Source organism: Shewanella sp. FJAT-51649, assembly GCF_019457435.1.
Lineage (GTDB): Bacteria > Pseudomonadota > Gammaproteobacteria > Enterobacterales > Shewanellaceae > Shewanella > Shewanella mangrovisoli.
Genome location: NZ_CP080411.1, coordinates 2771520 through 2784197, shown reverse-complemented (window position 1 = coordinate 2784197; position 12678 = coordinate 2771520). Strand labels below are relative to the sequence as shown.

The following is a 12678-nucleotide window of genomic DNA, read 5'->3' as shown; positions in this document are numbered from 1 at the left end:
CGCGGTATAAGCAAATGGGCTCACCTAAGAGCCCATTTTGTTATCTAGAGTTAAATAGCCGATGACAACAATGGCGGTGGTTTACCGATAACCGATAAAAATTATCACGCATAAAAAAGCCAAGTCACAGACTTGGCTTTTTTATCGAAACGTCCCTAATTGAGCAATGCGATATCACCATTTCTTCTTGGGTTGAAACAGCATATCGATATCATCTTCTTCATTTTTGGGTCTAGGCGCACTCGGGGCAGAAAGCTTTTGTGCGCCCATAATCTCATCTAACAGCATTTTGGCTTCATCGACCTTGCGGGCAATAAAAGGATCATTAGGCGTTTGCGCTTTAATGGCATGTAAGGTCGCTAAGGCTTTGGTGACCATTTGTTTAGATGAGCCATATTGCTTCATAAAGCTCGCGGCACGGGCACGAGACAGCATGGAATCGACGTTAATTCGCAGTTGTAAACTATCAATACGATTCTCTTCTTGGGCAAACACATTGGGATCGACACGACCCTTATTATGCTCTGCACGTAAAATGGCTTTCAGTTTTTTGAGTGTCTGTACTAATACTAAGATCTGCTTGTCATTATCCGGCAATCTAAAGTTTTCGATGGGGGGCATCTGTGGCGTGTTAGATTGCAATGTCTCGATTTGTGATTTGAGATCGGTAAGACGACGTTGAAAATCCGATTGCTGTTGACTCGTACTTAATGTGGTGGCGATTTCTAACGCTTCTTGCACGCGGCGGTAGAGCACTAAGATGATGTGTGTGCTACAAGGTATCATCCCAGTGTTGGATAATACGGTTTCAGTTTCATCAATAATTGCGCGTTGACGGGCAAATTCTATGCGACGTTCAGCCTCAGCACGTTCTTTTTGTTGTTGTATAACGTTAATTCCGATAACAAGCAGTAAAAGTGCACCGATGAGGATCAGAACCAAGGTGAATGTCATAGCTGTTCCATTATTTATCTAATTAGGGTAATGCTACAATAAATCAATAAACTAGCATAGATATCTTAGCCTAGGTTATCATTTCTGTCGTATGAAACTTAAGACTTGTGCTCTATATTCCTATTTGCTTTAATTTTTACTATATACTATAACGATTGATTATAGCTGATACTGAGTTGCGCCATTTTCGCCAATCCAATTCAGCCTGTTTGAGACAAGGACATAAGATGAAACTGCAACAGCTCAGGTATATTGCTGAGGTCGTCAAACACAACCTTAACGTATCGGCCACAGCGGAAAATTTATATACCTCACAACCTGGGATCAGTAAGCAAGTTCGCATGTTGGAAGATGAGTTGGGTATCCAGATTTTTGGACGCAGTGGTAAGCATCTGACCCATGTGACACCCGCAGGACAACAGGTGATTAATATCGCCAACGATATCTTAGGCAAAGTCGAAAGCATTAAAAAAGTTTCCGAAGAATACACTAAACCCGATCAAGGCGAGTTGAATATAGCCACCACGGATACGCAGGCGCGTTACGCCTTACCCCATATTATTCGCCAATTCATCGACCGCTATCCTAAAGTCAACCTGCATATGCACCAAGGCACGCCATCGCAGATCAGCGAACAAGCGGCACGTGGTGATGCTGACTTTGCGATTGCCACCGAAGCGATGCACTTGTATTCCGACTTAATCATGTTGCCTTGTTACCACTGGAATCGCTCGGTTGTGGTCCCCAAAGATCACCCATTGGCAACCCGTACCCATATCAGCATCGAAGATTTAGCCCGTTTCCCATTAGTCACTTATGTGTTTGGTTTTGACCGCGCATCGGAGATTGAAAAAGCCTTTAACCGCGCCAACCTCGAGCCGCGGGTGGTCTTTAGTGCAACCAGCGCCGATGTGCTCAAAACCTATGTACGTTTAGGCTTAGGGGTTGGGGTGATTGCGTCTATGGCGATAGATCCTAATATCGATAAAGACTTAGTTGCCATTGATGCGGGCCATTTATTTGCCCACAGTACGACTAAGATCGGTTTTAGAAAGGGCAGCTTCTTACGAAGTTATATGTATGATTTTATTCAACACTTTGCGCCGCATTTAACCCGTGATGTGGTTGAAAAGGCGGTGGCATTACGCGATCAGCAACTCATTGATGAAATGTTTGCCGATAAAAATCTGCCAATGCGTTGATTCAATAGTGAGAGATAATAAAAAATGCCGCAATAAATGCGGCATTTTTTATGCGAAATTGACAGCGGTCATACTCGAATTAGGTTAAATCCACTTTATCCATTTCAAGCTGGCCTAAGGCAATGACGGCTTGTGTACGATTACGGACACCCAGCTTTCTAAAAATCGCGGTGGCGTGGGCTTTGATGGTGGCTTCAGACACACCTAAGTCATAGGCGATTTGCTTATTGAGCAAGCCCTCGGCGAACATCTGCAGTACTTTATATTGCTGCGGCGTCAGATCGGAAAGTTTATTCGCCATTTTATCCGTATCATCATCTTCAATCGGGATGATTTCAGCGCCCGCAGGTAACCAGATATCCCCAAATAATACGGCGGTGAGCGCTTCTTTTAAGGTTTCCATCGAGGCCGATTTAGGAATAAAACCACTGCCGCCATAATGGATAGCACGGCTAATAGTATTGATATCCTCATGGGCCGAAATCACCACCACTGGCAGTTCAGGGTAGTGGGAGCGCAGGTGGATAAGCGTCGAATAGCCATGGGAGCCAGGCATTTGCAGATCCAGCAAAACCAAATCGTAATTCACAGTTTGTGAATCTAACACTGACTGCAACGCATCGGCACTGTCGGCCTCATACCATTGGGTGTGCTCAAAAGCGCTACTGAGGGCTTGACGTAGTGCATTTCGAAACAATGGATGGTCATCGGCAATAATTATATTTAAGTTTTCTAGCTTCATGGCTTTGTTGGTTATGTTCGTGGCACGTGAAGATTAAACCCAATGTAACAGAAAAGTAATCGAGGATCCTATTGCTTTATGCAGTAAGATTGACAAAATTTTTATATGTTTCTGGTTGTTATACTTTTGTCTATCAAAAGTGTGCGGGATATTCACATAAAAACAAGCCCTAAAACCAAGGGGTTTAAGGGCGAGAGTGCGTTATCTTGGCTGGCTAAATCTTATTCAGCGGTCCACACCTGGGTTGGGTGGCGTTGTTCGTCAACCGCAACAAAGGTGAATACGCCGCGGATCGCATGCTCGCGATGATCTTGATACATGTCTTCGACGAAAATATTCACTTCCACCTTTAACGAGGTATTACCCACATGGATCACGCGGGCGATGAGTTCGGCTAAGGTGCCGGCTGGAATAGGTTTTTTAAAGTCGATTCTATCGGAGCTGACGGTCACTAAGGTTTTACGGCAAAAGCGAGTCGCGGCAATAAAGGCGGTTTCATCCATCCAAGCTAACGCTTCGCCACCGAATAAGGTGTTGTGGTGATTGGTGATAGACGGGAATACCGCCTTGATCACCCGCGCTTCGGATTGATTGATCCGCTGTTCGATGGCGTCAGAAAAGGCAGGGCGGCTAGAGTCGAGCGAGTTTGGCATACGGCAACCTGAGGTTATGCATTTTTAAAGAGGCGCAATTATAGTGAGTTTTCAATTTGAATGGTAGAAAACGCCTATATCGTTAGGTTTTAAGACTGCACGAAAAGTAAAAAGGCTTCCAGTGGAAGCCTTTTGCTGTGGGTCATCGACTTATTTGCCGAGAAACTCACGTCTATCGCGAGAAGCTTTAGCCAGATCGCGCAGTAATTTCTCCGAGTCATCCCAATGCAGGCAAGCATCTGTGATGCTTTGGCCGTAACACAGAGGTTGACCTTCAACCACTTTTTGATTGCCTTCCTGTAAGAAACTTTCGGCCATCACCCCGGCAATTGCCGTGCTGCCCGCGCGCATTTGCGCCATGATATTGTCGGCAACAACTAACTGCTTCAGGTGATTCTTTTCACTATTGCCGTGGCTAAAATCAACCACCATACGCGGCGTTACATTGACGGACTCAAGTTTTAATCTTGCTTCTTCAATGTCTTGCTCAAAGTAATTCGGTTTTTTACCTCCACGTAAAATGATGTGGCCGTAAGGATTACCATGGGTACGATAGACAGACATGGCACCGTCTTTATCCGGTGAATAGAAGATATGCGGCACTTTTGCTGCGCGCACCGCATCGACGGCGATATTAATATTGCCATCGGTACCGTTTTTAAATCCCACGGGGCAGGAGAGCGCCGAGGCCATTTCGCGGTGGACTTGGCTTTCGGTAGTGCGGGCACCGATAGCGCCCCAAGTGATTAGGTCGGCAATATATTGACCATTCACCATGTCTAAAAATTCGGTGGCAATCGGTAACTTCAGCTCAGTAATTTGCTGCAATAACTCGCGTGCAATACGTAACCCTTTATTTGGCTCGAAGCTGCCGTCTAAATCAGGATCGGAGATTAACCCTTTCCAACCAACAATAGTGCGTGGCTTTTCAAAATACACGCGCATTAAAATGCAGAGATCGTCCTTCAACTCTTGGTGCAATACGGCTAAACGGCGAGCGTAGTCGAGGGCGGCTTGAGTATCATGGATGGAGCAGGGACCAATGATCACTAATAGGCGTTGATCTTCGCCCATAATAATGGCTTCGACTTCACGACGTTGCTGAACGAGATAATCGGCTGCATCTTGGGTTAACGGGTACTCAGATGCCAGTTGTGCAGGTGAGATGACTTTAGCTAATAAGGAAGTGCGTAATTCGTCTGTTTTAATGGTCATTCAAAATACCGAGCTTGCGTGCGGCGCTTTTCGCCAGATTGCCTCGGATTATAACGAATCGAACAGCATTGCACAGTGCCAATTGTGTTAATTGTCGGCAACTGTGCAATGAATTTGATTTAAGTTAGACCTATTTAGCCTAAATCGAGGGACTCGATTGCCTCGTTCGAAATCATCAAGATTAGAACATATGGCGTTCTAAGCCTGTCACATCCAAAATCTTAGTGGCGATTTCTTCGACCGAGTGGTTGGTGGTGTCGATATAAGGAATACGTTCACGTTTAAACATCATCTCGACTTCTTTTACCTCTAAACGACACTGCTTTAAGGACGAGTAGCGGCTGTTTTCCATGCGGCTTTGGCGGATTTCATGTAAACGCACCGGATCGATGGTTAAGCCGAACAACTTCTTCTTATTGCGTTTTAACGCTTCGGGCAGTTTCAGGTTATCCATATCATCTTCGGTGAACGGATAGTTGGCCGCCTTAATGCCAAACTGCATCGATAAATAGAGGCTGGACGGGGTTTTACCGCAGCGAGACACGCCCAGCAGGATTAAATCGGCCTGATCCATGTGTTTCATGGTTTGGCCATCGTCATTGTCCATCGCAAAATTGATGGCATCGATACGGGCTTCGTAGCCGTGATTGGCTTTCCCGTGGGTGCGATGTAGCACCGGAGAGGCGCTAACGCCTAAATGTTGTTCAAGTGGTGCAACGAAGGTATTTAAAAAATCGTAATCGAGACCTTCACTCGAATAAATAATGTCCCGAATTTCAGGTTTTACGATCGAATGGAACACTAACGGCCTTTCACCTGTTGTAATAAAACAATCATTAATTTGTCGTTTAACGTTTTCGGCTTTTGCCAATGTTTCAACAAATGGAATTGTAAGTGACTCAAATTCTAATGGAAATTGCGAGAGTACTGCATGCCCAAAAACCTCAGCTGTGATCGCTGTCCCGTCGGAGATGTAAAATACCTTTGGTGCCATACTGACCTCTTGTAGTAATAAAATTACAAATAAAATTATAGATTTACGCTGCTTCGGCGGGAGTGTAAAATGCCGCTGCCCTCGTGTGAAGGGGCCACTGAAATAAACTTGCGGAGATAGAACTGTGCAGCAATACGTACTCTGGTATCAGGAATTAGGCATGGGTGACGTCAACTTGGTTGGCGGTAAAAATGCTTCTCTTGGCGAGATGATCAGCAATCTAGCTAATGCCGGTGTTCAAGTACCTGGCGGATTTGCGACTACTTCTTATGCGTTCAATGAGTTCCTTGAACAAAGTGGAGTAAACCAGAAGATTTATGACATCCTAGCAACATTGGATGTAGATGATGTCAATGCACTGGCACAAGTAGGTGCACAGATCAGACAATGGGTTATCGATACCCCGTTCCAACCAGCTCTAGAGCAAGCTATTCGTGAAGCTTACGACAAACTTGCCGCTGAAACGAGCGATGCATCATTCGCGGTGCGTTCTTCTGCTACCGCAGAAGACATGCCAGATGCTTCTTTTGCTGGTCAGCAAGAAACCTTCTTAAACGTGAAAGGATTTGACTCAGTACTCGTGGCGATTAAGCACGTGTTCGCGTCACTCTTTAACGACCGTGCAATTTCATACCGTGTTCACCAAGGTTATGAGCACCACGGTGTTGCCCTGTCTGCCGGCGTACAACGCATGGTTCGTTCAGACAAAGCGGCATCAGGTGTGATGTTCACCATGGACACTGAATCAGGCAACAACGATGTAGTGTTTATCACTTCATCTTTCGGTCTGGGTGAAATGGTTGTTCAAGGTGCGGTAAACCCTGACGAATTCTATGTTCACAAACCTATCCTCACTCAAGGCCATAAAGCCGTTGTTCGCCGTAATATCGGTAGCAAGCTCATCCAGATGGTGTATTCCGATGATGCTTCTCACGGCAAACAAGTGAAAATTGAAGACGTTGCTGCTGAAAAACGTCGTCAATTCTCCATCAACGACGCCGAAGTGATGGAACTGGCTAAACAAGCTATGGTTATCGAAAAACACTACGGTCGTCCAATGGATATCGAGTGGGCAAAAGACGGTAACGATGGCAAACTCTATATCGTTCAAGCGCGTCCAGAAACGGTTCGCAGCCGTGAAGACGTACAATTAATTGAACGTTACCACTTAAAGAGCCGTGGCGCGGTGATCTCTGAAGGTCGCGCTATCGGTCATAAAGTCGGTTCAGGTGTGGCTAAGGTATTAACCTCTATCGCTGACATGGATCAAATCCAACCTGGCGATGTGTTAGTGACGGACATGACTGACCCAGATTGGGAACCTATCATGAAGCGCGCCAGCGCCATCGTGACTAACCGTGGCGGCCGTACCTGTCACGCGGCGATTATTGCCCGTGAATTAGGCGTACCCGCGGTAGTCGGTTGTGGTGACGTGACCGACCGTATCAAGAATGGTCAGTTAGTGACTGTTTCTTGCGCCGAAGGTGACACAGGTTACATCTACGAAGGTAAGCAAGAGTTCGAAGTGGTGTCTAACCGCGTTGACGCTCTGCCTGCATTGCCGATGAAAATCATGATGAACGTGGGTAACCCAGATCGCGCCTTCGACTTCGCTCGTTTACCAAACGAAGGTGTGGGTCTAGCGCGTTTAGAATTCATCATCAACCGCATGATCGGTATTCACCCGAAAGCGCTGCTTGAATTCAACCAACAAGACGCTGCGCTGCAGGAAGAAATCAACGAGATGATCGCAGGTTACGACTCTCCAGTTGAGTTCTACATTGCCCGCTTAGTCGAAGGTATCGCCTCAATCGGTTCTGCTTTCTATCCGAAGAAAGTGATCGTGCGTATGTCAGACTTTAAGTCTAACGAATACGCGAACTTAGTAGGTGGTGACCGTTACGAGCCAGAGGAAGAAAACCCAATGTTGGGCTTCCGTGGTGCAAGCCGTTATATCTCTGAATCATTCCGCGATTGTTTCGCGTTAGAATGTGAAGCGATTAAGCGCGTGCGTAACGAAATGGGTCTGAAAAACGTTGAAGTGATGATCCCATTCGTCCGTACCGTGAAAGAAGCCGAGCAAGTGATTGAACTGCTGAAAGAGCAGGGCTTAGAGCGTGGTAAAGATGGTCTACGCGTCATCATGATGTGTGAAGTACCGTCAAACGCGCTGTTAGCGGACCAATTCCTTGAGCACTTCGATGGTTTCTCTATCGGCTCAAACGACTTAACTCAGCTATCACTCGGTCTTGACCGTGACTCAGGCATCATCAGCCACCTGTTCGATGAGCGTAACGAAGCCGTTAAGATCCTGCTGTCTATGGCCATTAAAGCGGCTAAGGCGAAGGGCGCTTACATCGGTATCTGTGGTCAAGGACCTTCAGATCACGCCGATTTCGCGGCTTGGTTAGTTGAGCAAGGCATCGATACCGTATCGTTAAACCCTGATACAGTGATTGATACTTGGTTATATTTAGCCGAAGCGCACGGTTGATCTCGGTTGTAATTTTATAAAGGTGTTAAAAAAGCCGCTTTTTAGCGGCTTTTTTTTGTTTATAATGGGCCGCATAACAATAATTGACTGAAGCCGCTCATGTTACCTCTGTTATCACACCAACAAACGTTAGAACCTGTCTATCTGGCCTATCTTGATGCCTTAGCGCAAAGTGGCTACGCCGGTGATATCGATAAGCGCTACAGCGCGCGCCTCGTGCAGGCTACGGATAACTCCGTATACCAATTTTTGCCGCAGGCAGTGCTTTATCCTAAGCATCAAAAAGATATTCAAATTGCCTTGTCGCTGGCGGCAAAAGCAGAATTTGCGGGTGTGACTTTTAGTGCCAGAGGCGGTGGTACGGGCACCAATGGCCAATCGCTGACCCACGGCTTGATCCTCGATGTGTCACGCTACATGAATCGCGTATTGGAAGTGAACCCTGAGCAGGGCTGGGTGCGCGTCGAAGCGGGTGTAGTCAAAGATGCGCTAAACGATGCGCTGCGTCCCCACGGTTATTTCTTCAGTCCCGATCTTTCAACCTCAAACCGTGCCACCATTGGCGGCATGATTAATACCGATGCCTCGGGCGCGGGATCCTTAGTTTACGGTAAAACCTCTGATCATGTGCTAGCGCTACGCAGCATATTGATTGATGGCAGTGTGTTTGACACGCGTCCCCTTGACGCGGGTCTGTTATGTAACCCCGATAACGTGAGCGATAATCCGCTCGGGCAAAAACTGATTTCGGCAATTGCCGAGGTGTGCCGCGAGAAGCGTGCGCTGATCGAACAACAATTCCCTAAGCTCAATCGTTTCTTAACCGGATATGACTTAAAGAATGTCTGGAACAACGGCTTAACCCAGTTCGATCTCTCGCGTATTTTAACGGGGTCTGAAGGCACGCTGGCGGTGATCACCGAGGCGAAACTCAACATTACGCCACTGCCGAGTGAACGGGCGATGGTGAACATTAAGTACGATTCCTTCCAGTCTGCACTGCGCCATGCCCCTTCCTTAGTGGCGGCGCGGGCCACTGTGGTCGAAACCGTGGACTCAAAAGTGCTTAACCTTGCCCGTGAGGACATTGTTTGGCATTCGGTTTCAGACCTTATTCAAGAAGTGCCGGGCAAAGTGATCGATGGCCTCAATATGGTCGAGTTTGCAGGCGATGCCGTTGAGGTGAGTGAGAAGCTTGCGGCACTCGAAGCCGTGCTGACCGAACAAATCAGCCGTGGTGAGTGTGGTGTGGTCGGTTATCAAGTAACTCAAGATAAGGCCAGCATTGAGAAAATCTACGGCATGCGTAAAAAAGCCGTGGGCCTACTCGGTGCCACCAAGGGACGTCGCAAACCCATTGCGTTTGCCGAAGATACAGCGGTGCCGCCCGAAATGCTCGCCGATTATATTATGGAGTTCCGTGCGCTACTCGATAGTCACAATTTGCAATACGGCATGTTTGGCCATGTGGATGCGGGCGTTTTGCACGTGCGGCCCGCGCTGGATATGTGCGATGTCGAAGATGAAAAGCTGCTGAGGGTGATTTCTGATCAAGTCGCGGCGCTGACACTCAAATATGGCGGCCTGATGTGGGGCGAGCACGGTAAGGGCGTGCGCGGCGAATATGGTCCATCGGTATTTGGTGACGAGCTTTATGGCGTGCTGCAAGACATTAAAGGCCTGTTTGACCCTGATAATCGGCTCAACCCAGGTAAGTTAGTGGCGCCCAAGCAAGCGGGTGGCCTGTGTTTTGATGTGGACAGTACTAAGCGCGGCAAGTTTGACCGGCAAATTCCGGTCGAAGTGCGCGATGCCTATCCCGATGTGATGAACTGTAACGGTAACGGCCTGTGCTTTAACTACAGCAGTTTCTCACCTATGTGTCCGTCATTTAAAGTGACGGGGGACAGAGTTCAGTCGCCTAAAGGTCGCGCGGGCTTAATGCGTGAGTGGCTGCGTTTGCTCGAATCTGAAGGCGTCGATGTCAATGCGCTAGCCAGAGCCAAACCCTTAGGCATTTTGCAGCGCATGCAAAATACCATCAATGCGAAGCGCGATTATGATTATTCCCACGAAGTGATGGAATCACTGAAGGGTTGTTTAGCCTGTAAGGCCTGCTCGAGCCAATGTCCTGTGAAAGTGGATGTGCCTAAATTTAGGGCGCAGTTCTTTAATATTTACTATCAACGTTACCTGCGTCCGGCTAAGGATTATCTGGTGGCGGGCATCGAGGACAGTTTGCCTCTTATGGCGGCGGCGCCAAGGCTGACCAATTTTGCCTCGCAGAATCCGCTCAGCCAATGGGTGATCAAAAAAGCCATCGGTTATGTCGATGCGCCTGCGCTGTCGGTGCCGACATTGAAACAACGGCTCGATGGTCATGCGAGTCGCGGTTATGATCTGGCGGCATTACAGGCTATCCTCGCCGATGATCGGGCAAAATTTGTGTTAGTGGTGCAAGATCCCTTTAACAGTTTCTATGATGCTGGCTTGGTGTATCGTTTTATCCAACTGATTGAAACATTAGGATTAAAGCCCGTTTTATTACCCTTTAAACCCAATGGTAAACCTACTCATATCAAGGGCTTCTTGGATAAATTTGCTAAAACGGCGCAGTCGAGTGCAGATTTCTTAAACCAAGTGCATAAGTTAGGCATGCCTATGGTGGGCATCGATCCCGCTTTAGTGCTCTGTTATCGCGATGAATATAAAGAAATCTTAGGGGCGAATCGCGGCGCGTTTGAGGTTAAACTGGCTAACGAATGGCTCCTTAGCATACTGCAGGATATTCCAGCTAAAGCCATGCAAGATAAACAATTTACTTGGTTTAGCCATTGTACTGAGTCTACGGCTAAACCCAATACCGCCAATGAGTGGAGCAAAATCTTCACTCACTTTGGCGCTAAATTAACGGCGGTGAATCTGGGTTGTTGCGGCATGGCGGGTACTTACGGCCATGAGGCTGAGAATCTTGAGCGTTCTAAGACCTTGTTTGATATGTCGTGGAAAGACACTTTGAGCAAGATAGACGCGTCGCAGGTGCTAGTCTCTGGCTACTCTTGTCGCAGCCAAGTGAAACGTTTCGCTGGTTATAAGCCAAAACATCCATTAGAGGCTTTATTGGATCTCGTTAAGGCTTAACGCAATTTTGCCTTAGGGATTGGATAATCCCTAAGGCAATGCCACACTAAACCAGTCGTCAGGCTGGTTTTTTTATTGAGGGACGCTATGGAAAAGCACACGGACAATGTTATCGACACGCTACAGGAATTCATCAACAGGCCAACGCCGGAGGACATCGTCATACCGCCAACGGCGCTGTGTAGTGAAGTTGCGCTATTTCGTATCCAGCTTTCCGGTGACTGGTTATATCAAAACAGCCCATTACCGACCAAGTTTGCAAAGTTATTTGCCAGTATTTTACATGGCATCGATGGCGAGCATTTTCTGATCACACCTGTCGAGAAGGTGCGAGTTGAGGTGGAAGATGCGCCATTGGTGATTGTCGATTATGTTAAGAATGACATAGCACCTAGTTTGATGCTCAAAAGCAGTATCGGGACTGAACATCAGATTGCCGATCTCAAACGACTAAAGCTTACCGACTTTGGGATTTATCTGCCCCTAGAGCGCGGTCTATGGGGAAAATTAAGCCGCGCCTGTTACTATAATTTTGTGAATGAATTCAATTTATCCGACGACCAAGGGGCGGATGCATAAAGATTTTGATTGCAATTACTTGGGCAAGCTGACTAGTTTATTAGAGGTTAAGTGGTAGTATTAAAACTGACTTCGGCGAATATCCTTTTGCTTGTTGTCTGTGTTGATGGGTCTAAATGGTGTTTTCGGAGGTGCTGTTTGAACCGCTATGAAAGCTTAGGCTATCTTGTTTCCCACTTGAATATTGAGCTGCAAAATGAGCTCGATATACAGCTGAAACGCTATCAGCTCGACATTAAGTTGTGGCCGGTGTTGTTTGCGCTTTGGCAGGAGGAGGGGATTACTCAGACCGAGCTGTCTAAGCGTTGCGATGTAGCCAACTATACCATGACCCGTCTGCTCGATCAGTTGCAGGTTCAGGGATTGATCACCCGTCACCAAGAGCTCGATAACCGCCGAGCTTTCCAGATTTTCCTCACCGATGAGGCTAAGGCGCTGGAGCAGGATTTGATCCGTGAGGCCGAGCGCGTCAATGAGAAATACCTGTCCAATCTCAGTGAGGATGAGCGCCAGCAGTTTATGCGCTTACTCAATAAGATAAACCGCTTACCTTCACTCACAGAGCTGTAAGCTCTGCCCTTAGACAATGCTGTTTAACCGTCCCCACGCATTCGCTAACGGCGATTAAACTGCTATCACAATGTTTGTTTTCTCAGCGTATTGGTTTGTTACTAATACTCCGGCCTATTACTCATTCTTGTTTT

At 47.2% G+C, this 12678-nt stretch carries 10 protein-coding genes; 5 read left to right on the top strand and 5 right to left on the bottom strand.

Translation table 11 applies throughout. The features are described 5' to 3' along the window. Positions 1-174: 174 nt before the first annotated feature. Positions 175-954: a flagellar motor control protein ZomB gene (gene zomB, locus K0H59_RS12355; RefSeq protein ID WP_088211589.1), complete on the bottom strand. Its 780-nt coding sequence runs from the start codon at positions 952-954 to the stop codon at positions 175-177. A 227-nt stretch (positions 955-1181) separates the two neighbouring features. On the opposite strand from zomB, the gene cysB reads away from it, so the two are divergent. Then, the gene (gene cysB / locus K0H59_RS12350; RefSeq protein ID WP_011622367.1) at positions 1182-2156 is read left to right on the top strand and encodes an HTH-type transcriptional regulator CysB; all 975 of its coding nucleotides are present in this window, start codon (positions 1182-1184) and stop codon (positions 2154-2156) included. A 79-nt stretch (positions 2157-2235) separates the two neighbouring features. Here the strand turns inward: cysB and K0H59_RS12345 are convergent, their stop codons facing one another. From K0H59_RS12345 to K0H59_RS12330, 4 genes are all read right to left on the bottom strand, one after another. Next, a complete protein-coding gene (locus K0H59_RS12345; protein WP_011716753.1) occupies positions 2236-2898 on the bottom strand; it encodes a response regulator transcription factor in 663 nt (220 codons plus the stop codon). Between the two features lie 221 nt (positions 2899-3119). After that, positions 3120-3551 carry an acyl-CoA thioesterase gene (locus tag K0H59_RS12340; RefSeq protein ID WP_011622369.1) on the bottom strand — a complete coding sequence of 144 codons (432 nt, stop codon included), beginning with the start codon at positions 3549-3551 and terminating at the stop codon, positions 3120-3122. Positions 3552-3701: 150 nt separating this feature from the next. Continuing rightward, positions 3702-4766 (bottom strand): 3-deoxy-7-phosphoheptulonate synthase, encoded by a 1065-nt coding sequence (locus tag K0H59_RS12335; protein WP_220053294.1) that lies wholly within the window; start codon positions 4764-4766, stop codon positions 3702-3704. Positions 4767-4947: 181 nt separating this feature from the next. Next, positions 4948-5760 carry a pyruvate, water dikinase regulatory protein gene (locus tag K0H59_RS12330; protein ID WP_011622371.1) on the bottom strand — a complete coding sequence of 271 codons (813 nt, stop codon included), beginning with the start codon at positions 5758-5760 and terminating at the stop codon, positions 4948-4950. 124 nt (positions 5761-5884) lie between these two features. Between K0H59_RS12330 and ppsA the strand changes: the two genes are divergently transcribed. The 4 genes from ppsA (at position 5885) to K0H59_RS12310 (ending at position 12544) form a co-directional block, all read left to right on the top strand. After that, entirely contained in the window at positions 5885-8254 is a 2370-nt protein-coding gene (gene ppsA, locus K0H59_RS12325) for a phosphoenolpyruvate synthase (protein WP_011716755.1), read from the top strand. 99 nt (positions 8255-8353) lie between these two features. Beyond that, entirely contained in the window at positions 8354-11395 is a 3042-nt protein-coding gene (locus K0H59_RS12320; RefSeq protein WP_220053293.1) for an FAD-binding and (Fe-S)-binding domain-containing protein, read from the top strand. A gap of 87 nt (positions 11396-11482) precedes the next feature. Continuing rightward, positions 11483-11974, top strand: coding sequence for a DUF1285 domain-containing protein (locus K0H59_RS12315; RefSeq protein ID WP_220053292.1), 492 nt, complete (start codon positions 11483-11485; stop codon positions 11972-11974). A 138-nt stretch (positions 11975-12112) separates the two neighbouring features. Further along, entirely contained in the window at positions 12113-12544 is a 432-nt protein-coding gene (locus K0H59_RS12310; RefSeq protein ID WP_088211594.1) for a MarR family winged helix-turn-helix transcriptional regulator, read from the top strand. Positions 12545-12678: the final 134 nt, after the last annotated feature.

Excerpts from the sequence above, each read along its gene's own strand:
- zomB (WP_088211589.1), bottom strand. The coding sequence starts at position 954 with ATGACATTCACCTTGGTTCTGATCCTCATCGGTGCACTTTTACTGCTT.
- cysB (WP_011622367.1), top strand. The coding sequence starts at position 1,182 with ATGAAACTGCAACAGCTCAGGTATATTGCTGAGGTCGTCAAACACAAC.
- K0H59_RS12345 (WP_011716753.1), bottom strand. The coding sequence starts at position 2,898 with ATGAAGCTAGAAAACTTAAATATAATTATTGCCGATGACCATCCATTG.
- K0H59_RS12340 (WP_011622369.1), bottom strand. The coding sequence starts at position 3,551 with ATGCCAAACTCGCTCGACTCTAGCCGCCCTGCCTTTTCTGACGCCATC.
- K0H59_RS12335 (WP_220053294.1), bottom strand. The coding sequence starts at position 4,766 with ATGACCATTAAAACAGACGAATTACGCACTTCCTTATTAGCTAAAGTC.
- K0H59_RS12330 (WP_011622371.1), bottom strand. The coding sequence starts at position 5,760 with ATGGCACCAAAGGTATTTTACATCTCCGACGGGACAGCGATCACAGCT.
- K0H59_RS12320 (WP_220053293.1), top strand. The coding sequence starts at position 8,354 with ATGTTACCTCTGTTATCACACCAACAAACGTTAGAACCTGTCTATCTG.
- K0H59_RS12315 (WP_220053292.1), top strand. The coding sequence starts at position 11,483 with ATGGAAAAGCACACGGACAATGTTATCGACACGCTACAGGAATTCATC.